The organism is Actinoplanes sp. NPDC051388, assembly GCF_055586225.1.
Map to the genome: position 1 here is coordinate 172,467 of NZ_JBVJIP010000002.1, position 21,158 is coordinate 193,624.

A 21,158-nucleotide genomic window follows, 5' to 3' on the forward strand; every position below is an offset into this window, starting at 1 on the left:
CAACCTACGTCGGACTCAGTCGGAGATCGGGGTCAACGTCGGACGCTTCGCGGTGATCGTGTCGCCGGAGGAGACGCCGGCCAGCCGCCGCTTGATCCACGGCGCCAGGTGCTGCCCGGCCCAGCGCAGGTCATCGCCGCGGGCCAGCAGCCAGGGCGTCGGGGCCGGGGCCGGTGGCACCAGCATCCACTCCTCGTCGACGCCCACGCCGAGCGCGTTCAGCACGTGCGCGGCCACCCGCCGGTGCCCGGCTGACGACATGTGGATGCGGTCCGCGCTCCACATCGCGGGATTGCGGAAGGTCTCGTCGCCGAACAGGTCGATCAGATGGGCGCCGTGCCGCTCGGCCACCTCACGCACGCCGTCGTTGAGGGCGGCCGCCCGCGGCCCGACCACGCGCGCCCCGGGCAGGTGCCCGGTGACATCGGCGAAGCGGAACAGCACCACGTCGGCGCCGGTCGCGCGCAGCCGGCCGGCCACGTCGTCGAGCCGGGCGATCAGGGTGGCCGGCTGCACCTTGCGGCGCAGCACGTCGTTTCCGCCCGCGGCAAAGCTGACCAGGTCGGGAGCCATCGCCAGGGTGGGCTCGAGCTGCTGGTCGATGACCTGGTCGAGCAGGCGGCCGCGGACCGCCAGATTCGCGTAACCGAAGTCGGGGCCGGCCTCCAGGGCCAGCCGGGCGGCGACCAGGTCGGCCCAGCCACGGAAGCCCTCGCCGTCGGGATAGGCGTCGTTCATGCCCTCGGTGAAGCTGTCTCCCATGGCAACGTATTTGGCCCAGGCCATCGTCACGTCCCCCTTAACGAGCGTTGACCGAACAACTGTTTAGCTAAGCACCAGACCGCGTGGAAGGGCAGGGTGACGCTGACGACACTCCGATATCCGCGTGCTCAACGTCGTACCGCCTCTCTAGGCTTCGTCACATGCTTCTGCGAATGTCGACCCTGCTGCTCAAGACCCTGCGCGAGGAGCCGGCCGAGGCGGAGGTGCCGAGTCATCGGCTCCTGCTGCGCGCCGGTTACATCCGTCGCGCCGCGCCGGGCGGCTACACCTGGCTGCCGCTGGGCAAGCTGGTGGTCGACAACGTGGCCCGGGTGGTGCGCGAGGAGATGTTCGCGGCCGGCGGGCAGGAGGTGTCGTTCCCGGCGCTGCTGCCCCGGGAGCCCTATGAGGTGAGCAACCGCTGGACGGATTACGGCGACGACATCTTCACCCTGCGGGACCGGCGCGACGGCGAATACCTGCTGGCGCCCACCCACGAGGAGATGTTCGCACTGCTGGTGCAGGACATGACCAGCTCCTATCGGGACTTCCCGCTGGTGCTCTTCCAGGTGCAGACGAAATATCGCGACGAGGCTCGCCCGCGCGCCGGGCTGCTGCGCGGGCGTGAGTTCCTGATGAAGGACGCCTATTCGTTCGATCTCACCGACGAGGGGCTGGTCTCGGCATACGCGACGATGCGGGGTGCATACCAGCGGATCTTCGCTCGGCTGGGGTTGGAGCACACGATCGTGGCCGCGGTGTCCGGCGCGATGGGCGGATCGGCCTCCGAGGAGTTCCTGGCCATGGCCGACGTGGGCGAGGACACCTTCGTCGGCTGCACCAAGTGCGACTTCGCGGCGAACACCGAGGCGGTGACCACGCCGGTGCCCGAGGTGGCGGCGGTCGAGCACGGCCCGCTGACCGTGCACGAGACGCCGGGCACGCCGACCATCGCGTCGCTGGTCGACTTCGCGAACGAGCAGGCGCTCGAGGGCCGCACCGACTGGACCGCCGCCGACACCTTGAAAAACGTCGTGGTCACGGTGCGGCACCCGGGCCGCGAGCCCGAGCTGCTGGCGATCGGGGTGCCGGGCGACCGCGAGGTGGACCTCAAGCGGCTCGACGCCGCGCTGGCGCCCGCCACCGCGACCATGTTCGACGACTTCGCGTCCCGGCCCGACCTGGTCAAGGGCTACATCGGGCCGCAGGACCGCACGATCCGTTATCTGGCCGACCCGCGGGTCGCGCCCGGCACCGCGTGGCTGACCGGCGCCAACCAGCCGGGCCGGCACGCGACCTCGGTGGTGGCCGGCCGCGACTTCACCACCGACGGCACCATCGAGGCGGCCGAGGTGCGGCCCGGCGACGCCTGCCCGGCCTGCGGCGACGGCGAGCTGACCATGCGCCGGGGCATCGAGATCGGGCACATCTTCCAGCTCGGCCGGCGTTACACGAACGCGTTCAAGATCGATGTGCTGGGCAAGGACGGCAAGCCGGTGCGTCCGACGATGGGCAGCTATGGCATCGGCGTCTCCCGCGCGGTGGCGGCGATCGCCGAGCAGCACAACGACGAGCGTGGCCTGGTCTGGCCGGCCGAGATCGCGCCGGCCGACGTGCACGTGGTCGCGGCCGGCAAGGACGGGCAGGTCGAGGCCGCGCTGGCGCTCGCCGCCGACCTGGTCGCGGCCGGGCTGCGGGTGCTGGTGGACGACCGGGCCGGGGTGTCCGCCGGAGTGAAGTTCACCGACGCCGAACTGATCGGCATCCCGCGCACCGTCGTGGTCGGACGCCGCCTCGCCGAGGGCTTCGGCGAGCTGCGCAACCGCGTCACGGGTGATCGTGCCGAGATCGCCATGTCGGACATGGTCGCCGCGGTCGCCCGCGTGTAACGATGGGCCACTCCGGGTAGCCGGATGGTGACGGGGTTCGCTGCGGGAGGTGCACGATCATGACCAGGACATCGGTCGCCGAGGTGATGACCCGCAGGGTGGTCTACCTGCCAGGCGACACGACTCTGGACGAGGCCGCGCAGGCGATGCGCGACCAGTCGATCGGCGACGTCGTGGTGACCCACGGTCCGACGATGGCCGGGCTGGTGACCGACCGCGACATCGTGGTGCGGGCGATCGCCGAAGGTCTGTCGCCCAAGACGACCACGCTGGAGTCCATCGTCTCCCGCGAAATGATCATGGTGGAGCAGTCGGCCACTGTGGAGGAGGCGGTGCGGGCGATGCGCGAGCGCGGGGTGCGCCGACTGCTGGTCTGCGATGCCGACCGCAAGCTGGTCGGCATCATCTCGCTCAGCGACCTGGCCCTGCTGCCGACGTCAGCCTCAGCCTGACCCCCACCTCGCGAGGCGCGGCCGCCCGACGGGCGCCCTCGACCTCGACCCTCGACCCCTCGGCCCCTCGACCCCTCGGCCCCTTGGCTCCTCGACCCCTCGGCCCCTTTGCTCCTCGGCCCCTTGGCCCCTTGGCCCCTATGCCCCTTGGCCCCCTTGGCCCTCGATGCGCGACTCGGCTCTCAGCCCGACGTTGGCCGATAGACGCCGCGGATCTGGGCGAGCAGTTCTGCCAGGTAGGTCGGTGGGTTGTCGCGCCACCACGCGAGCCGGACCGTGATCGGGGGCACGTCTCGCAACACCCGATAGGCGACGCCGGGCCGGGGGTTCTGGTGTGCGGTCGCCTCGGCTGTCACGCCGACCGCCTGGTTGGCGGCGATCTGGGTGAGCCATTCGTCGATCGTGCGGGTCCAGCGGATCGTCGCCGGGCGGGCCTCGGGTGGCCACAGCTCCGGTGTCGTGGTGCCGGTGCGTTCGTCGATCGCGACCGCATAGCGGGCCAGGTCGGCCAGCCGCACCGCTCGGCGGCGGGCCAGTGTGTGGTCGGTGGAGACGGCGGCGTAGCGGTTCTCCACGCCCACCTCGGCGGTGGCGAACCGAGCGTCGTCCAGCGGGCGCCGGATCACCGCGACCTCGGCGGTGCCGTCGCTCAACCCCGCAGTCGGCTCGTTGACCTGCACGAACACCAGCGGCACGTCCGGATGCGCGGCGGCCCAACGCTTCTGCAGCCCGCGCGTGTGCCGGCCCAGCGCCGCCCACGCATAGCCCACCCGCAGTTCGGCGCGGGCGCCCTCGACGATCCGGCCGAGGTGGGCGACCTCCTCCAGCACCCGGCGCGCCTGGGCGACCACCCGGGCACCGACGTCGGTCAGCGCCACGTGCCGGGTGGTGCGCTGCAGCACCCGCACGTCGAGCGCCGACTCCAGCGCGGCCACCGAACGGGAGACCGCCGCCTGCGAGACGCCGAGGAGCGCGGCCGCGTCGGTGAAGGTGCCCGCGTCCACCACCGCGACCAGGGTGCGGAGCTGCCGCAGCTGGACATCCATACGCTCAGCGTATTAAAGCCGCGGCCCATGCATTTCCGGTCCGGCGTTCCTCGGCGAATGCTCGAGGCATGAAGACGGCGGGCGGCATCGCGACGATGCTCGGCAGCGCGGCCAGCAACCAGGCCGGCGCGGCGATCGGCGCGCACGCGTTCCCGATGATCGGGCCGGCCGGGGTGGTCGCGGTGCGGCAGTTCGTCGCCGCGGCCGTGCTGCTGCCGGTGGCGCGCCCGGACATCCGCCGGATGACGTGGGCGCAGTGGTGGCCGACGCTGCTGCTCGGAGTGGTGTTCGCGGTGATGAACTTCAGTCTTTACACCGCGATCGACCGGATCGGGCTGGGCCTCGCGGTGACGCTGGAGGTGCTCGGACCGCTGGGGGTGGCGCTGCTCGGCTCGCGTACCCGGATTGATTTGGTTTGTGCGATCTTGGCCGGGGTCGGCGTTTACGTGCTGGTGCTGCCTGGCCCGTCCAGTGACTATCCGGGCATCGGCCTGGGGCTGCTGGCCGCGCTGTGCTGGGCGTCCTACATCCAGCTGAACCGGCTGCTCGGACGGCGACTGCCCGGCCTGACCGCGCCCGCGCTGGGCACGTCGGTGTCGGCGCTGCTCAACCTGCCGGTGCTGTTCCTGATCGACTTCCACGGGGCGGCCGTGCTCTATGCGGTCGGCGCCGGGCTGTTCAGCTCGGTGGTGCCCTATGCGGCCGATCTGATCGCGTTGCGGCACGTGCCGGCGCGGTTCTTCGGGCTGTTCATGAGCGTGCACCCGGTGCTGGCGGCGCTGGCCGGCCTGATGCTGCTCGGCCAGCGGCTGGGCGCGCACGAATGGGTCGGCATCGCCATCGTGATCACGGTCAACGCGCTGGCCGTCCTGCTTTCCTCGCCGGCTGGTCTTGACACTGTGTCGCGGCCCGTTGAGGATCCGAGCAGGGCTGATGCGGCCCGCCGCTTGCACCCCTCCGGGGCTGGTGAACGCATCGCACTCTTGGATTCGCGCTGATCTGCCCTTCGATCTCGGCGAACCAGCCGGCAACGCAAGCACCGGCCACGACGTTCGCCGTGGAGGGATCAGACCATGCGGACATTCCGCGACGCCAAACTCATGGCCAGGACGCTCCGCAGCGAGCTGCCGGACGGATCGCTGTCCCACAGCCGGGCATTGGAGATCGTGGCGAAGCAGTTCGGCTTCGACGACTGGAACATCCTGGCCGCCAAGATCACCGAGGCCGCGGAGAGCCGGATCGTGCCGAGCTACCTCGTCGAGGGCCCGGACCTCACCGATCCGCGGCGAGCCACCACCAGCACGATCCCGATCCTGCGGATCTTCTCCGAGGACCGGGCCAAGGAGTTCTACCTGCAGTTTCTCGGCTTCACACTGGATTGGGGCGGGCCGGCGAGCGGTCCCGGCTCACCGTTCTACGGCCAGATCATCCGCGGCGAGACCACGTTCCAGCTGACCGAACAGCCCTACGACCCGGGCCACGGCGCTACCGTGGCGATCAATCTGGACGGGCTCGACGCCCTGCGCTCGGAACTCCAGGACCGATATGGCGAGATGGGCAGCCGCGTCTGGGGCCCGGCGATCTGGGTGCCGGAGATCCAGGAGATGCCGTGGGGGCTGCGGCTGATGACCATCTCCGACCCGTTCGGCAATCATCTGCGATTCAGTGAGCCGCTGGATCCGGCCGCTCGCAAGGGCTTGCCGCGCTGGTCGAGGTAACGCATCGCAGTCGAGAGTGCCGGCCGCCCGGCCGGCACTCTCCGATGTGCTCACTGCCGGCCGCCCCGGTGGTGCAGTCCCCCGCGCCCCCGTCCCGGCTCCGATTCCGGCCTCGTCCCCTGCCCTGGCCCCGACCCTCGTCCCGGGCCCTGGTCCCGCCGCCCTGTCCCGCCCGCCCTGGTCCCTGGCCCTGGTCCCGCCGCCTCGGTCCCGGACCTGGTCCCGGGCCTTTGTCCCGACCTGGTTCCGCCGCCTTGGTTCCGCGACGTTGGCCCCGCCACCCTGGCCCCACGGCCGCACTCCGGCACCTGCTCGGGTCCGGCTCCGCCGGTGCCCTCACCGGAGACGTGCTTGACTGGGTCGGTGCGGCGTCTGACCTGGGACGAAGTGTCCGCTCGCCGGCTCGAGCGCAACCATCTCGCCGAGCCGCGGGCCGACGCCGACCTGGCCGCGGCCGCCACCGCGATGGTCGGGGTGCATGCGCAGGTGATGTCCGCGGCCGAAATCTCGCTGTGCATTCGCACGACAGATCAAACCCGTTCTTCGGTACGCAACGCGCTCTGGACCAACCGCACCCTGATCAAGACCCGAGGCCCACGCGGCACCGTGCATCTGCTCGCCACCGCCGACCTTCCGATGTGGACGGCGGCAATGTCCGCCATCCCGCCCAGCCCAAACCCCTGGCCAGACGGCGTCCGAATGGACGCGACCCAAACCGACGAGGTCATCGCAGCAATCTCAGACGCGGCCTCGCACACGACCCTGACCCTGGATGAGTTGACCGCGGCCATCGTTGAGCGGGTCGGCGCCTGGGCCGGCGAGCGCACCATGGACGCCTTCCAGGACAAATGGCCACGCTGGCGGCAGGTGGAAGCCACCGCCATGTTCCGCGGCGCCCTCTGTTACGGCCCGGATCGAGGCCGCCGAGCCACCTACCAATCGCCCGGCCTGTCATCGTCGTTGCCGACGGACGACGCCCTCGCCGCGCTCGTGCGCAACTTTCTGCACACCTACGGCCCGGCCACCCCGGCACAACTCGCTCGCTGGCTCGGGTCGCCGCCGGGCTGGACTTCCACATTGCTGCAGCGGCTGCCCGATCTTGAGACGATCGACTTCGACGGTGTGGAAGCGCTGGTCAATGAGGGTGACGTCGGCGGAGGCGAGCGCCCGGCTCGGGGGCTGCGGCTGTTGCCGTACTTCGACGCGTACCAGATTGGTTGTCATCCCCGGACCACCCTCTTCCCGGAGGCGGCCGCCGAGCGCGCCCTCAATCGTGGACAGGCCGGAAACTTTCCGGTGGTGCTCATCGATGGGCGGGTGGCCGGCGTCTGGCATCAGAAGCGGTCCGGCCGACGCGTGCGGATCACCGTCGAGACTTTGCGCCCGCCGACGAAAGCGCAGCTCAAGGCCATCGACACGGAGGCCGGGCGAATCGGTAAGATACTCGAAGGCGAGGCCGCCGTGTCGATCGGCGAGATTTCCGTCAGCGCCCACGCGTGAAAGAGGCATCAGCCGTTCGGTTGTTGCATCGACGGGGTGGCGAACGCCACTATTCGTCCCGTGGAGACGCGTTCACGTGATTTGGTGACGACCGGGCAGGCCGCGATTCTGCTGCGGTCCTCGCGGGCGCACGTGGTGGATCTGTGTTTGCGTGGGCTGCTGCCGTTCGTGCGGGTCAACGGCCATCGGCGCATCCGGCGGTCCGATGTGGAGGCGCTGATCGAGCCCGGCCTGGGCCGCGACGCGATGGAAGCGCTGTGGCTGCATCGGGCGGTGGCCGGCAAGCTCGTCGCGAACCCGCCGGCGCTGCTCGCGGCCGCGGCGATCAACCTGCGGCGGCTGCGGCGGATCCATCCGGACGGCGCGGCGTGGGATTGGCTCGATCGCTGGGACGCGGTGCTCGACCAGGGCGTCGAGGCGGTGCTCGAGGCGCTGACCTCCTCCTCCGACCTCGCCGTGCAGCTGCGTCGCACGTCCCCGTTCGCCGGCATCCTCTCCGAGGTCGAGCGCAGAACCATTCTTCTGGCGTACGCCGAGAGCCGGCGCGGCCACGCCCGGCGGATGCGCGTCGACCAGCTGGAACGCATCCTGCGCAGCGTGTGAGTTGCTGATCACAGATTTACATCAGGCACTTATGCATCAGTGCGTGCCGGGTGGATAGTCGGCAGATCAACTATCGGCCGCGCTGACGGGCCAGGCGGGCGCATTCCCCCAGCGCGACCCCCATTGCACGCTTGGGGAGGGCCAATGCCGACCGCCGCCAAACTCACTTCACTGCTGGAAACTCTGCTGCAGGCTCCGCTGCCGATCCGGTTGCGCGCCTGGGACGGGTCCGAGGCCGGCCCGCGCGGGTCGGGCACCCTGATCATCCGCAATCGGCGGGCGCTGCGCCGGCTCGTCTGGTCGCCGAACGAACTCGGGCTCGCCCGCGCCTACGTCTCCGGCGACCTGGACGTTTCCGGCGACATCTACGACGTCTTGACCACCCTGTCCACGCTGATCTTCGGCGGTCCGCCGCTCACCTCCCGTCCGCGGCTGCGATCCATCGTCGCTGACCTGGTGCGACTCGGGGTCCTGGGTCCGCCGCCCGCGCCGCCGGCCGAGGAGATCGCCATGTCCGGCACGCGCCACAGTCGGCGGCGGGACCGGCACGCGATCAGCCACCACTACGACGTGGGCAACGACTTCTACCGGATCGTGCTGGGCGACAGCATGGTGTACTCGTGCGCGTACTGGACATCTTTTGATCCTGCATTTGATCTTGCCGACGCCCAGCGCGACAAACTCGACCTGATCTGCCGCAAGCTGGATCTCAAACCCGGCATGCGGTTGCTCGACGTCGGCTGCGGATGGGGTGGCCTGGCGCTGCACGCGGCGCAAAGTCATGGGGTCGAGGTCGTCGGGATCACCCTTTCCACCGAGCAGGCGGACTACGCGCGCAAGCAGATCGCCGAGGCCGGGCTGACCGAGCAGGTGGACGTCCGGGTGCAGGACTACCGCGACCTGGACGACGGGCCGTTCGACGCGATCTCCAGCGTCGGCATGGCCGAGCACGTCGGCACCGACACCTATGCGGAATATGCGGCCGTCCTGTTCGCCCAGCTCAAGCTGGGTGGGCGACTGCTCAACCACCAGATCTCGTCGCTCGGTCCGCGCGGTTCGTCCAAGCAGCGGTCGTTCATCGACGCCTACGTGTTCCCGGACGGCGAGCTGGCTCCCCTCGGCACGACGGTCTCGCTGCTCGAAGGCGCCGGATTCGAGGTGCGCGACGTGCAGGCGTTGCGAGAGCATTACGCGCGAACCCTGCGGGCATGGGTCGCAAATCTGGAGGCCGACTGGTCGACGGCGGTGCGACTGACGAGCGCCGGCCGGGCGCGGGTGTGGCGGCTCTACATGGCGGCGTCGGCGCTGGCCTTCGAGCGGGGCCGCATCGGCGTCAACCAGGTGCTGGCGGTGAAGACACGGCGCGACGGCGCCAGCGACATGCCCCCCACGAGAGAGGACTGGACCTGATTCTCCCCGACAACCTGGCCCGGACGGCTTCGGACAATCCCGAGGTCCGGTCCTGGCTGGAAGGCCTGCCGGCGATCATCGACGACCTCGCCTCGCGGTGGTCGCTGCGGCTGGGCGAGCCGTTCCAGCCCGGCGGCTCGGCCTCCTGGGTCGCGCCGGCCGGGCCGGGTGTCGTGTTGAAAGTGGGCTGGCTGCACGACGAGGCGCTGCACGAGGCCGATGGGTTGCGCGTCTGGGACGGGCACGGCACGGTGCGGCTGCTGGCTTCGGAGCAGCACGGGTCGACCTGTGCGCTGCTGCTGGAGGCCTGCGAGCCGGGGACGACGCTGATCACCGCGTTGCCGCCGCTCGGGCAGGATGAGGTCGTCGCCGGGCTGCTGACCCGGCTGTGGATCACGCCGCCGGCCGGGCATTCGTTCCGCACGCTGTCGTCGATGTGTGCGATGTGGGCGCGGGGTTATCAGCGGTCCGGGTTCGTCCCGCCCGACGCTGGTCTGGCCCGGCGCGGGCTCGAGCTGTGGGGTGAGTTGCCCGCCTCGGCCTCCCGCGAGGTGCTGTTGTGCACGGACCTGCATCCGGAGAACGTGCTGGCCGCGCAGCGGGAGCCGTGGCTGGTGGTCGATCCGAAGCCGTATGTCGGGGATCCGGCCTATGAGCCTCTGCAGCACATGCTGAACTTTCCGGAGCGGCTGCTGGCGGATCCGGGTGGGTTCGCGGATCGGATGGCTGGATTGCTCGGGTTGGATGAGCTTCGGGTGCGGCGGTGGCTCTTCGCCCGGTGCGTGATCGAGGCGCGGGACTGGCCGCCGGCCTGGGATGTGGTGCGCACGCTGGCGCCTTAGGTCAGTTCACCATCCACAGGGGAGGCCGCTTGCGGCAAGAAGCTGTCGTACCTCACCGCTAAGTTCTTCCCCACCCAGTTCCGGGGTGGGGAAAGGTTGGCTCCCCGCGAGACGTGCCTATGCCGCTGCCGGCCCGTCCACAGCTGTTGTGTCCGGAGGTTTCGCGGCCGCGGTCAACTCCGGGCCGGCTTGCCAACTCGACTGCGCGCGGGTGGCCTCTGGACCGGTGCTCCTCCGACCGCGGTGCAGCCTCACCAGTCTGCCGATGCTCAGCGGTGCAGCCAGGCCAGCAGCTCGGGTGGGGCGAGGGCGGCGGCCCGGTCCAGGTAGTGCGCGAACTCGGCGTCCGACAGCATCTCCCGCCCCGAACCGGAGGCGCCGCGCCGAAAGAAGGCATTCCGGTCCTTCAAAATGCCGGCCGGGTCCGGGGCGAGGTCGTCCGCACGCTCCCGCATCCGCGCAAAGCCGGCCGCATCCACGAGATCAGGCCAAACCTTTTCGGGTACGTCGACCCGCAGCTGTCCCGCGATCCGACGCATCTCGGCGTCGAGGTTGGCGGAAAGGTCCGCGTAGTGCACGAGCAGGACATTGTCGCTGTCGGCGGCACGTTGCCAGGCGTCGGTGAGGTGCCACATGACGCCGGGGAGCGAGTCCATGGCGTCAGCCGGCGCAACCTCTTGGTCGATCCAGCGCAGCAGTGATTCCTTGATCGGGGGTGGCTGTGGCTCTTCCGCCGGCGTTTCGGGGTGGCTGGCCGGCTTTTCGGGGCGGCTGGCCGGCGCCGTCGCGGACCGGGCGGGCGGCGGGTCGCCGCCGGGCCGGGCGGGCGGCGGGTCGCCCTGCCCGGCGCTTAGGGCGGCAATGCGGGCGCGATCGAGGTTGCGGCTCTGGTGGAACAGCGAGACGGCCATGTCGAGCGGATGCCGAGCCACGACGATGTAGGTCGCCCGCGAGTCGATCGGAACCCCGTCGAGCGGGGTGTGCGTCTTGATGAAACGACGATGCGGCTGGGCGTCGAGCTGGGCATGGACCTCGTCGGCCGGGACAACCAGCCAATCCAGCCAGGGCGAGAGCGCCGAAAGCCTGGCCGGCAACGACGGCGTCTGAAAGATCAGCAGCGCACAGATCATCTGCATCCAGGTGGTGCCGCTCTTGGACCGGGTGCTGATGACGATGTCCCCATCGCGAAACGCAAACCCGTCCCAGCGCGCGCTGTCCTCTTCATCCGACCGATAGCGCATCGCGACAGGTTAATAGATCAAGCCCGCTGCCCGATCGCCATTAACGCTCACCGAGGCGGCCGGCCGACATGCTCACCATCCGGAAGGAGATCGTCCGCAATGGGCTCTACAGTGCCGGGCATGGCTGGGATCGGAACGGATTGGCGGACGGTCGACGGCGTTGCGACGGCATGGTTCGACACGCCTTCGCTGAGCGCGGGGGCCGCGCTGGCCGGGCGCATCGTGGAGCTGTCGGCCGAGATCGTCGTCGACCTGCGCGCGACAGGCATGCGGGTACGCCTCGACTCGGACGAGCACGCCGAGGCGGTGTCGGCGGCCGCACGGGATCTCGGGCTGGCCGCGAACCCTGCCGTGTTGCAGCAGCTGAGCGTCGTGTTCGAATCCGCGAACCCCTCTGGCGTGAGGCGGTTCTGGCAGCGCGTGCTCGACTACGCACCCGGGAAGGGCGGCGGCTTGGTGGATCCGTTGCGGCGCGACCCAGCGCTACGGATCCGGCAGTCGAGCGAGCCACGGCCGCTGCGAAACCGTATCCACCTCGACGTGGTGCGCCCGGCCGCAGCGGTAGAGCGGGTCAATCTTGGTGAGCCATCGGGACCGTTCGGGGTCCGTCACGCCGACCCCGACGGCAACGAGGTCGACCTGGTGCCGGGCGCGGCACTCGGCGAGAGCACCGGAACAGCCGACTGGCAGGCGGTATTCAGCGCGATGGCGTGCTACCGCATCACCTCGCCCACGCAGCAGCGCGACCTTGCCGCCGCGGCGGCAGCGCTGGCCGACGACTCGGGCTTCCCGCTGTTGGTCGACCTGCGCCCCAGGCTAGTGATCATCGACAGCGGTAAGGACCAGTGGGAGGACGACGCCCACGGCCTCGAACTCGACTTCACCGACCTCGCCGAAAACATCCAGACCGCTGCCCGCAAACTCGGCGTCACGGCGGATCCGGGGCTGCCACGCTTCGCTCAGCTCTTCCTCGACGCCGCCGACGTCCCCGCGATACGAGCGTTCTGGGCCGCCGCACTCGGCTACATCCACGACCGACGAGCCGGGACCAGCGACATCCACGACCCGCGGCGACTGAACCCGGTGCTGGTGTTCCAAGAACTCGACGCATCGGAGGCGGAGCGCCGCCGGCAACGCAACCGCATCCACGTCGAGCTCGCCGTGCCGTCGGACCTCGCGCAGAAGCGCCTAGCCACGACCGTCGCAGCCGGTGGCCGGCTCCTTGACGAGTCGGAGAATCGCCGGCGAATCGCCGACCCCGAAGGAAACGAACTGGTGCTGGTCAGCGGGACATGATTTCAAGTCCGGCCGAACTCAACGCTTGGCGGCCTCCCATCGCCGAGCGATGGATCGTCGTCGCAAGCAGCATCGACCATGCACGCCATGCGTGAACGCCATGAACGACACGCAGTAGCTCTCTGAGCAGTAAGCGCGCTGGCGCTACAACTCGCAGACACCAAATCCTCCGACGATCTCGTGGCGCCGAATCTGAGATTTCAACTGGCGTCCAGAGCCCGCCGACATTGTTTCGACCCACCCCGGCGCGTGACCCACCCAAGCTCGCGACCACGCCAGCGCACAACCCACACAGCGTGCGTCCATCCCGACGCGACCCACACAGCGTGCGTCCACCCCGACGCGACCCGCCCAGCTCACGTCCACCCCGACGCGACCCGCCCAGCTCACGTTCACCCAGCGCGCGAACCGCCCCGGCGGGCTTCCCTCTGGCGCGACCCACAGCTCGCGACCACCACAGCTCGCGACCAACCAGCTCGCGACCAACCAGCTCGCCTCTAGCCCGGGCCGACGCCTGAGGCCTAATCCGAAGCGGTGAAGCGTGACCGCAGCGGCGCCATCCACAGGGATGGCCACTTGCGGCAAAACCTGTCGTACCTATCCCCTAACTTGATCCCCACCCAGTTCCGGGGTGGGGATCAAGTCGGGCGGACCAAGTCAGGTTGGAGACCAAGTCGGCTGGAGGACCAAGTCGGCTGGAGGACCAAGTCGGCTGGAGGACCAAGTCGGCTGGAGGACCAAGTCGGCTGGAGGACCAAGTCGGCTGGAGGACCAACGCGGGGAGTGAGGTTTCTTTGCGAGTGTTGGCGTTGGCGAGATCCTGCCGATCCCGATGTTCCTGAGCCTTGGCGCACGTCGGTGGGGTGCGCCATCTCATCGTCGGCCAGCCCTCCGAACACTGCGGTGGCCACCCGCCGGAAGCTGCGGCGCGCGTTCTGCGGCAGGCAGATGCTTTGCGACGGCTCCTGGCCACGGTCATGATTTCCGCGCACACACCCGCGCCGCCGAGCAGCGGAGGTCCGGCGAAAGTTCTTGGGCATAGCGTCGATTTCGGGGCGAGCAATTCGTAGAGCAGGTGAGAGGCGGCTGCATGAGGTCGCCGGCAAGAGGGAGTGATGGCATGCCGCAGTACTTGATCTCGTTCAACGAAGGCGCGATGGACCACATCCCGGACCAGGACTGGCCCGACGTGGGCAAGGCCGCGCACGCGGTGGTTCAGGAGGCCGTGAACGCAGGCGTTTGGGTGTTCGGGGGCGGGCTGGAAAGGCAGCAGGCGAGCGTCGTGGGCACGGACGGGACGGTCACCGACGGTCCCTTCCCGGAGACCAAGGAGGTGGTCGGCGGGTTCTGCGTCGTCGACGTTCCCTCACGCGAGGAGGCGCTGGTGTGGGCGGCCAAGACCGCCGTCGCCTGTCGCTGCGCGCAAGACGTCCGAGAGCTCATGCCAGACCCTGAGACAGAAGAGATGCTTCGCCAAGCCAACCGGTGAGGACGAATCCGCGCCGACCTCAACGGGACGCGCGGCGGTGACAGCCGAGGATCGGGCTTGGGAAAGCCCGATCCTCGGATCGCCCGATCGAACCCGGCCGGTCAGGCAGCGGAGGATTCGTGGGGTTTACCGGCTTCCTCGACGACGGGGCGGATCGACGACAGCTGACGGGTCCATGACAGCTGACGGGTCCATGACGACTGGCGAGCCCACGGCGGCGGGCGAGTCCAAGGCCGCGGGCGAGCCCACGACGGCCGGCGGGTCGTTGGGGAGCACTGCCTGGGAGGAGGCGATTGCCCGGACTCGTTGGACGACGAAGTAGCAGCAGCTCACGGCGTACCCGAGGGAGAGCATGAGGCCGACGGCCCGGACCGGGATGGGGGTCACGGCCAGGACCGTGGCGATCAGCGCGCCCGCCGCCCAGCTTGCCAAGAGGACCGCGTTGACCGTGTCGTGGGCGGCCCAGCCGGCCATCGACCGGTTGGCCTGCCGCCGGATCTCCTCGAGCAGCGCGTGTCCCATGCCCACCGTGAGCATGCCGAGCAGGATCGTCGCGAAGATCGAATGCGCGCCGCCGGCGACCGCGGCCACGGCCGTGCCGCCCGCGAGCAGGGCGAGGCCACTCACCGTGCCTACCCGTGCGCCGCGTCGCTCTCCCACACCAACTGACACTCGGCAGGTTGGAGCCCGGCCTGAGAATCCGTGGGGAGCGAGCACACATCACGGCGCGGATGCGTGGTTCGTCCGGAGGATTCCGACCGCTGGCTGGGACTAGTCGCCTTATTCAGGGTCGGGCGAGGCGGCAGCACCGGCAACGGTCGGCGATTTCCGACGAGCACAGTGCGCCGACAGTGACAAGCTCAGGAGCCGTGACCGTGTCATTCACCTCTCGGCCGCCGTGGCAGACCACACCGCCCGGCCTGCGCCACCGGATCGAGCGCTGCGTCGGCGACCGCATAATCGACTCTCACGACGTGACCGGCGGCATGTCACCCGGCCCGGCCGCCGTCCTGACATCAAGCAGCGGCGTCCGAGTCTTCGCAAAGGCGATCACCAGGGCGGTCAACGCCGGTTCGCACCAGCTGTACCGGCAAGAAGCCCAAATCCTCGAGGTCATGCCCGCGGAGGTCCCCGCCGCTCGGCTCCGCGGCGTCGCCGAGGACGGCGACTGGATCGCGCTGGTCACGGACTTCGTGCCAGGCCCGGTGGCCGGCCCGCCCTGGACCACCTCGTCGGTCCGAGCGGCTGCCCGCACGTTCACCGTCTTGGCCGACATCTCCGCTCCGCCCGGCGTCCCGGCAGTGCTCCAACGCCTGCCCGACCTCGACGGTTGGGCGAAGCTGGCCGCCGACCCCGGCTCCCTGACTGCCTGGGAGAGGCACCACATCAAGCCCCTGGTCGCCGCCACGGCCGGATGGCGACGCTGGACCAGCGGCCGGCAGCTCAGCCATCAGGATGTCCGCGGCGACAACATCATCATCGACTCCACCGACGGTCGAGCCGCCCTGGTCGACTGGGGATACGGCTCGATGGGAGCCCGCTGGCTGGACCGCGCACTGCTCGCCGCGGACGTGATGGCGGCAGGTCACGTTGACGGCCCGGAGACCGCCCGACGCCAGGCCCTGGCTCAGCTCGCCGATCAGCCCGCCGAGGCCTCACGATTCGTGATCGCCCAGGCGGGCATGTGGCGCCGCAACTCGACGCTGCCGGCCCATCCGGGCATGCCCACGCATCGCGAATGGCAGCGAGAACGAGCAACAGCCCTGCAGTCGCTGATCGAGCACCTCTTGGGGACGCACCCGTGGCGGGACTACCTACCCACGCACCATTGAGCGAAGATGGCGGGCGTGATCGGAAGCCTGAAGCTCGAACCCGCTCTGTCCCGCCTTGACCTGCTCGCCCAGCCGGTCGCGGCCGCCCTCGAGGTGTGGCCGGCCGAGGCGCCGATCGACGGTGATCAGGTGCTGGTCGCGCCGATTGATCCGGAGCTTGCGGACACCGCGGCGTTCTGTGAGGCCTACGACGTGACGCTCGAGCAGTCGGCCAACTGCGTGATCGTGGCCGGGCGCCGCGGCGACGTCACGCGCTACGCGGCCTGCGTCGTGCTCGCCACCACCCGTGCGGACGTCAACGGCGTCGTGCGCAAGCACCTGGACGCCCGGAAGGCGAGCTTCGCGCCGATGGACGACGCCGTGCGGCTCACCGGCATGGAATACGGCGGAATCACGCCGATCGGACTGCCCAAGGACTGGCCGGTGCTGGTCGACGCCCGGATCGTCGCGCAGACGCACGTGATCATCGGTTCCGGAGTGCGGCACAGCAAGATCGCCATCGCCGGCCCGGCGCTCGGCGCGCTGCCGGGAGCCGTCGTCATCGAGGGGTTGGCCCGAGAGGCCTAGGTTTCACGTGGAACAGCAAGATCAAGAGGGTACGGACTCACGCCGCTGAATCTCCGCGAAGGCAGCCCGCAAGGTCTCGACCTCCTGCGCGCCCTGCACCGCATACTTCGCATCGATCACGAATGTCGGCACGCTCGTGATGCCGAAGTCGTGCGCCGCCTGCAAATCGGCGTTCACCTCGTCGACCCCGTCGCGCGTACCCAAGAACTCCGCGGCCGACCCCGCGGAAAGGCCGATCGCGCCGGCGATCCCGGCCAACTCCGCGTGCGAACCGATGTCCACCCCGTGGGTGAAGTGCGCGACCTGCAACGCCTCCAGCATCGCGGCCTGCCGCCCCTGGGCGGCGGCCCAGGCGATCAGCCGGTGCGCGTCGAACGTGTTGGCCAAGATCGCGCGGTCGAAGTTGAGCTCCAGCCCTTCGGCGGCCGCGAGCGACCGCACGTGGGCGAACATCTGCTCAGCCCGGGCCGGCCCGCCGAACTTCGCGGCGAGCGCCTGCGTGAGCGGCACCGGCGCCGGCACGGGAGACGGGTCGAGCTGGAACGCCCGGTACGTCACCGTGCTGACCGAGTCACCCCGCAGCGCCTCCTCGAGCCGCCGCTTGCCCAGGTAGCACCACGGGCAGATGACGTCCGACCACACCTGAATGTCCATGCTCACTCCGACTGCTCCCGCACCTGTCGCTTCAGCCTCGCCAGAATCGCCGTGCCGCCGCGGATCCGCAGCGGGCTGATCGACTGGCCGAGGCCCATCCGCGCATAGAGGTCGTCGGGCACCGCGAGGATCTCGTCGATCGTCGCGCCCGCCAGACCTTCGGCGAGGATGCCGGCGAACGCGCGCGTCGTCGGCGCCTCCGGCGGGCAGTCGAACAGGGTGCGTACCGTCTTGTCCGCCTGCACCTCGGCCTTCAGGAAGAACGCCGTCTGGCACTCCGGGACCTGTTCCATGCCCTCGTGCCCCTGCAACTCAGCGGGCAGCGGCGGCACCGCGTCCGAATACTCGAGCAACATCTCGAGCACCACGTCACGCGGCGCCGACGCGAACTCGTCGACGATCTCGGCCAGCTTCGGCGGCATGTCGGTCACGCTTCGACCCTACGTCGGCCGGGCGGTCAGTCCTCGACCCGGAACCCGATCTTCAGGCGTACCTGGAAGTGCGCGACGTCTCCGTCGACGACCTGGCCGCGAATCTCCTGGGTCTCGAACCACTCGATGTTGCGCACCGTCTGCGAGGCCTTACGCAGGGCGGTGCGGATCGCGTCGTCCACGCTGTCCGGGCTGCTGCCGACGATCTCGCTGAGGCGATAGACGTGATTACTCATGTCACCGAGTCTCCCCCAAGATCTCCAGGTAGTGCGGGTTGTACATGACCCCGAGCACATTGCCGAACGGGTCGACCACCGACGCCGTCACGAACCCGGTATCGCCGCGCGGCGTGATCGGCTCGAATTCCTTGGCGCCGAGGTCGAGGAGCCGCTCGACGGTCGCCGCCAGGTCGTCCACGTGCCAGTGCATCAGCGCCCCACCCGGCTCGGTGGCCGCCGACTTCGGTGCCCAGCGCCGGTCGACGATGCCGAGTTCGGCCTGGTAGTCGCCGATCCGGAACTCGGCGTAGGCGAGCTTCCCGTCCGGCCCGTTGCGGTGGAAATAGGGCTGCACGCCGAGGAAGTTCGCGTACCAATCGGCGGCGGCCGCCACGTCGTCGGCCCAGATGTTCAGGGTGGCGAATCCACGCAGGCTCATCGGTCTGTCCTCTCGTCGTCGTCGTCTTCGTTCTGCCGTTGACGCTATCGGCACTTGTGGAACCTCCCGTTCCGCAATGGGTGAGAGACTTCGCGAATGTTGGACACCTCGGTGCGCCTGCTCCGCCTGCTGACGCTGCTGCAGATCCGCCGCGACTGGTCCGGCGCCGACCTGGCCGGCCGCCTCGGCGTGACGACTCGCACGGTCCGGAACGACATCGAAAGACTTCGGATCCTGGGGTACGAGGTGAAGTCGAGCACCGGCCTCACCGGCGGATACCGGCTGGCCCCGGGCTCGGCCATGCCCCCGTTGCTGCTCGACGACGACGAGGCGGTCGCGGTGGGAGTGGGCCTGCGCGTGGCGGCGGCCGGCACGGTGACCGGCATCGAGGAGACGTCCCTGCGTGCGCTGACCAAGCTCGAGCAGACGCTGCCGGCCCGGTTGCGCCACCGGCTCGACGCGCTCCGCCACGCCACCGTCTCCGCGGCCGGCGGCGGCGCCACGGTCGACGCCGACACCCTGACCACGATCGCCGCGGCGTGCCGGGACCACCAGCAGCTGCGCTTCGACTACCTGAGCCGCGACTCGGAGTCCTCGATCCGCCGCGTCGAACCGCACCGACTGGTCTACACCGGCCGCCGCTGGTACCTGCTGGCCTGGGACTGCGACCGCGATGACTGGCGCACGTTCCGCGCCGACCGCATCCAGCCGCGGCTGCCGGCCGGCCCGCGGTTCGCCCCGCGCGAGCCGCCGGAGGACGCCGCCCGGCACGTGGTCCGCGGCACGGGCTCGCTGGCCTACCGCCACCAGGCCCGGATCCGCCTGCACGCCTCGCACGCGGAGATGGCCGACCGCCTGCCACCGGCCGCCGGCCTGCTCACCCCGATCGACGACCGGACCTGCCTCTTCGACACCGGCACCGAGTCGTTGCGCGACCTGATCACGTTCCTGACGTCGCTGGACGTCGACTTCGAGGTCCAGCACCCACCAGAATTGCGAACCATGCTCGAAGAGCTGTCCCGCCGATATGCCGCGGCCGTCCGATGAGGTCGCCGTTGCGCACGTTGCACCTGGACGGTCGTGAATTCACCTGGCGGGCCACGATCACCGAGGCCGGCGACGACCGGTTCGTGCGGGTGCGGGTCTGGGGTTCCGGCAAGAGCGGGTGCGCGCTGCAGGCCGACCTGATCTCCCCGCCGGATACCTACAGCCTGCCGACGGCCGACGACGTCCGCACGCTGATCACCCATGGCGTGGCTCTCGGCTGGTCCCCCACCGCCGCCGGCGGCACGTTCCCGATTCCCGCGGCCGGCGCCCCCGCCCTGTCCGCCCTGTCCGTCACCGATCTCACCTGACCGCCGCCGCCATTCGTTCGCTCACCGCGAGCACCCGGTCGCGCAGTTCGTCCGGTCGCTCGACGACGAACGGCAGGTCGAGCGACGCGAGCACCCCCGGCAGCCAGTCGAGCCGCTCCGCCCGGATCTCGACCCGAAGCCACCCGTCAGCGCCCTCGTCGAGACGCGCGACGCTGGCCGGAAGCCGCGCCCGCACCTGCTCGACCGTCCCCTCGATCAAGATCAAAACCTCATGACGGTACGCGGCCCGCGCGAGTCCAGTTAGGACACGCTCACTGGCGTCGACGTCGCCGGGCGGCTCGAACGCCCCGGGCAGCGCCCGCGCATCAGAGATTCGATCCAGCCGCAACGTCCGATCCTCGCCGATCCCCGGGTCCACCCCCGTCACGTACCACCGCCCCGAGTGCGCGACCAGCCCATAGGGATGCAACGTCCGTTCGCTGCGCCGCCCATCACCGGCGGTATATCTGATCGAGAGCGGCCGATGGTGCCGAACCGCATCCGCGACAGCCAGCAGGATCGGCGTCTCCGGCACCGGAAACTCCCCGGCCGGCGTGGTGAACGCCAGCGTCTCCAACACCGCATCGAGCCGCTCCCCGAGACGCGCGGGCAGCACCCGCCGAATCTTTGCCGCAGCGGTCTCCCCTGCGGTGCCCGTCGCCGTCGCGAGCCCCGCCCGACTGCCGGCAACCAGCCCGAGCAGCACGGCCAGGGCTTCGTCATCGCTGAGCATGAGCGGCGGCATCCGAAAGCCGGCCCCCAGCCGATATCCCCCATACCGACCCCGCACCGACTCCACGGGAATGTCGAGCTCAATCAACGACTCGACATAACGCCGCACAGTGCGCTCACCAACCCCAAGACGGCCGGCAAGCTCGGTCATGGTCCGAGTGCCACCCGACTGCAACAGCTCGAGCAACATCAGAACGCGATTGGTGGATCCCGCCACACCGCGAAACTTACTCCAAATACTGGACTCAACCTGTCCAGTATCAGGCCTACCGTCCCCACATGAACTTCGTATCGATCCGCATGATCACCGACGACATCAACCGCCTGGTCGCCTTCTACGAGCAGGTGACGGGCGTCCAAGCCACCTGGTCGACGGAGGACTTCGCCGAACTCAACACCCCAGCCGCGACGCTGGCGATCGGCAGCACCCGCACGGTTTCCCTGTTCGCCTCCGGAGCCGCCCGCCCGGCCGACAACCACACAGTCATCATCGAGTTCCAAGTCGAAGACGTGGACGCAACCTACAAGTCACTAACCAAGGTCATCACCGGCTTCGTCCAAACCCCCACCACAATGCCGTGGGGAAACCGTTCCCTCCTGTTCCGAGACCCCGACAAGAACCTGATCAACTTCTTCACCCCACTAACAGAAGCAGCAATCAAAAAGCTCACCCGCTAACCCA

24 protein-coding genes are annotated in these 21,158 nt (G+C 69.6%); 15 read left to right on the plus strand and 9 right to left on the minus strand.

The annotated features are described in order from the left end of the window. Window positions 1-15: 15 nt before the first annotated feature. Window positions 16-786 (minus strand): SGNH/GDSL hydrolase family protein, encoded by a 771-nt coding sequence (locus ACZ6TI_RS05020; RefSeq protein WP_465344284.1) that lies wholly within the window; start codon window positions 784-786, stop codon window positions 16-18. A 137-nt stretch (window positions 787-923) separates the two neighbouring features. Here ACZ6TI_RS05020 and ACZ6TI_RS05025 point away from each other — a divergent pair, with 137 nt between their 5' ends. After that, entirely contained in the window at window positions 924-2,651 is a 1,728-nt protein-coding gene (locus ACZ6TI_RS05025) for a proline--tRNA ligase (protein WP_465343692.1), read from the plus strand. A gap of 59 nt (window positions 2,652-2,710) precedes the next feature. Then, entirely contained in the window at window positions 2,711-3,103 is a 393-nt protein-coding gene (locus tag ACZ6TI_RS05030) for a CBS domain-containing protein (protein WP_465343693.1), read from the plus strand. Between the two features lie 182 nt (window positions 3,104-3,285). Here the strand turns inward: ACZ6TI_RS05030 and ACZ6TI_RS05035 are convergent, their stop codons facing one another. Further along, entirely contained in the window at window positions 3,286-4,149 is an 864-nt protein-coding gene (locus tag ACZ6TI_RS05035) for a LysR family transcriptional regulator (RefSeq protein ID WP_465343694.1), read from the minus strand. 68 nt (window positions 4,150-4,217) lie between these two features. Between ACZ6TI_RS05035 and ACZ6TI_RS05040 the strand changes: the two genes are divergently transcribed. The 6 genes from ACZ6TI_RS05040 to ACZ6TI_RS05065 all read left to right on the plus strand — a co-directional run bounded on the left by ACZ6TI_RS05040 (window position 4,218) and on the right by ACZ6TI_RS05065 (window position 10,222). After that, window positions 4,218-5,147 carry an EamA family transporter gene (locus ACZ6TI_RS05040; RefSeq protein ID WP_465343695.1) on the plus strand — a complete coding sequence of 310 codons (930 nt, stop codon included), beginning with the start codon at window positions 4,218-4,220 and terminating at the stop codon, window positions 5,145-5,147. Between the two features lie 75 nt (window positions 5,148-5,222). Then, a complete protein-coding gene (locus ACZ6TI_RS05045; protein ID WP_465343696.1) occupies window positions 5,223-5,867 on the plus strand; it encodes a glyoxalase superfamily protein in 645 nt (214 codons plus the stop codon). Window positions 5,868-6,230: 363 nt separating this feature from the next. Beyond that, a complete protein-coding gene (locus ACZ6TI_RS05050) occupies window positions 6,231-7,367 on the plus strand; it encodes a winged helix DNA-binding domain-containing protein (RefSeq protein WP_465343697.1) in 1,137 nt (378 codons plus the stop codon). An 84-nt stretch (window positions 7,368-7,451) separates the two neighbouring features. Beyond that, window positions 7,452-7,970, plus strand: a complete 519-nt coding sequence (locus ACZ6TI_RS05055; protein ID WP_465343698.1) for a helix-turn-helix domain-containing protein — start codon at window positions 7,452-7,454, stop codon at window positions 7,968-7,970. A 144-nt stretch (window positions 7,971-8,114) separates the two neighbouring features. Then, a complete protein-coding gene (locus ACZ6TI_RS05060; RefSeq protein ID WP_465343699.1) occupies window positions 8,115-9,380 on the plus strand; it encodes a class I SAM-dependent methyltransferase in 1,266 nt (421 codons plus the stop codon). A 110-nt stretch (window positions 9,381-9,490) separates the two neighbouring features. After that, window positions 9,491-10,222 carry an aminoglycoside phosphotransferase family protein gene (locus ACZ6TI_RS05065; protein WP_465344285.1) on the plus strand — a complete coding sequence of 244 codons (732 nt, stop codon included), beginning with the start codon at window positions 9,491-9,493 and terminating at the stop codon, window positions 10,220-10,222. 269 nt (window positions 10,223-10,491) lie between these two features. Here ACZ6TI_RS05065 and ACZ6TI_RS05070 read toward each other — a convergent pair whose 3' ends face one another. Further along, window positions 10,492-11,463, minus strand: a complete 972-nt coding sequence (locus ACZ6TI_RS05070) for a sulfotransferase domain-containing protein (RefSeq protein ID WP_465343700.1) — start codon at window positions 11,461-11,463, stop codon at window positions 10,492-10,494. Window positions 11,464-11,583: 120 nt separating this feature from the next. On the opposite strand from ACZ6TI_RS05070, the gene ACZ6TI_RS05075 reads away from it, so the two are divergent. Together ACZ6TI_RS05075 and ACZ6TI_RS05080 are read left to right on the plus strand one after the other, a co-directional pair. Next, window positions 11,584-12,759 carry a VOC family protein gene (locus ACZ6TI_RS05075; RefSeq protein ID WP_465343701.1) on the plus strand — a complete coding sequence of 392 codons (1,176 nt, stop codon included), beginning with the start codon at window positions 11,584-11,586 and terminating at the stop codon, window positions 12,757-12,759. Between the two features lie 1,120 nt (window positions 12,760-13,879). Continuing rightward, window positions 13,880-14,248, plus strand: a complete 369-nt coding sequence (locus tag ACZ6TI_RS05080) for a YciI family protein (protein WP_465343702.1) — start codon at window positions 13,880-13,882, stop codon at window positions 14,246-14,248. A gap of 126 nt (window positions 14,249-14,374) precedes the next feature. Here ACZ6TI_RS05080 and ACZ6TI_RS05085 read toward each other — a convergent pair whose 3' ends face one another. Continuing rightward, window positions 14,375-14,875, minus strand: a complete 501-nt coding sequence (locus ACZ6TI_RS05085) for a hypothetical protein (RefSeq protein ID WP_465343703.1) — start codon at window positions 14,873-14,875, stop codon at window positions 14,375-14,377. A 248-nt stretch (window positions 14,876-15,123) separates the two neighbouring features. Here ACZ6TI_RS05085 and ACZ6TI_RS05090 point away from each other — a divergent pair, with 248 nt between their 5' ends. Both ACZ6TI_RS05090 and ACZ6TI_RS05095 read left to right on the plus strand, forming a co-directional pair. Continuing rightward, window positions 15,124-16,080: a phosphotransferase family protein gene (locus tag ACZ6TI_RS05090; protein WP_465343704.1), complete on the plus strand. Its 957-nt coding sequence runs from the start codon at window positions 15,124-15,126 to the stop codon at window positions 16,078-16,080. A gap of 18 nt (window positions 16,081-16,098) precedes the next feature. Continuing rightward, window positions 16,099-16,647 (plus strand): YbaK/EbsC family protein, encoded by a 549-nt coding sequence (locus ACZ6TI_RS05095; protein WP_465344286.1) that lies wholly within the window; start codon window positions 16,099-16,101, stop codon window positions 16,645-16,647. Window positions 16,648-16,668: 21 nt separating this feature from the next. On the opposite strand, the gene ACZ6TI_RS05100 is transcribed toward ACZ6TI_RS05095, so the two are convergent. Genes ACZ6TI_RS05100 through ACZ6TI_RS05115 form a run of 4 tightly spaced genes read right to left on the minus strand, consistent with a single transcriptional unit; the run spans window position 16,669 to window position 18,389 of the window. After that, window positions 16,669-17,301, minus strand: coding sequence for a DsbA family oxidoreductase (locus ACZ6TI_RS05100; protein WP_465343705.1), 633 nt, complete (start codon window positions 17,299-17,301; stop codon window positions 16,669-16,671). A 2-nt stretch (window positions 17,302-17,303) separates the two neighbouring features. Further along, on the minus strand, window positions 17,304-17,732 hold the full coding sequence (locus ACZ6TI_RS05105) for a SufE family protein (RefSeq protein WP_465343706.1): 429 nt from the start codon (window positions 17,730-17,732) through the stop codon (window positions 17,304-17,306). 26 nt (window positions 17,733-17,758) lie between these two features. Further along, on the minus strand, window positions 17,759-17,968 hold the full coding sequence (locus ACZ6TI_RS05110) for a dodecin (protein ID WP_465343707.1): 210 nt from the start codon (window positions 17,966-17,968) through the stop codon (window positions 17,759-17,761). A gap of 1 nt (window position 17,969) precedes the next feature. Next, window positions 17,970-18,389, minus strand: coding sequence for a VOC family protein (locus ACZ6TI_RS05115; protein ID WP_465343708.1), 420 nt, complete (start codon window positions 18,387-18,389; stop codon window positions 17,970-17,972). Between the two features lie 96 nt (window positions 18,390-18,485). Here ACZ6TI_RS05115 and ACZ6TI_RS05120 point away from each other — a divergent pair, with 96 nt between their 5' ends. After that, a complete protein-coding gene (locus ACZ6TI_RS05120) occupies window positions 18,486-19,436 on the plus strand; it encodes a helix-turn-helix transcriptional regulator (RefSeq protein ID WP_465343709.1) in 951 nt (316 codons plus the stop codon). Between the two features lie 8 nt (window positions 19,437-19,444). After that, entirely contained in the window at window positions 19,445-19,744 is a 300-nt protein-coding gene (locus ACZ6TI_RS05125) for a hypothetical protein (protein ID WP_465343710.1), read from the plus strand. On the opposite strand, the gene ACZ6TI_RS05130 is transcribed toward ACZ6TI_RS05125, so the two are convergent. Beyond that, window positions 19,737-20,666, minus strand: coding sequence for a helix-turn-helix transcriptional regulator (locus tag ACZ6TI_RS05130; protein WP_465343711.1), 930 nt, complete (start codon window positions 20,664-20,666; stop codon window positions 19,737-19,739). The genes ACZ6TI_RS05125 and ACZ6TI_RS05130 overlap by 8 nt on opposite strands. Before the next feature lie 89 nt (window positions 20,667-20,755). Between ACZ6TI_RS05130 and ACZ6TI_RS05135 the strand changes: the two genes are divergently transcribed. After that, window positions 20,756-21,154, plus strand: coding sequence for a VOC family protein (locus tag ACZ6TI_RS05135; RefSeq protein WP_465343712.1), 399 nt, complete (start codon window positions 20,756-20,758; stop codon window positions 21,152-21,154). The last annotated feature ends 4 nt before the right edge of the window (window positions 21,155-21,158 follow it).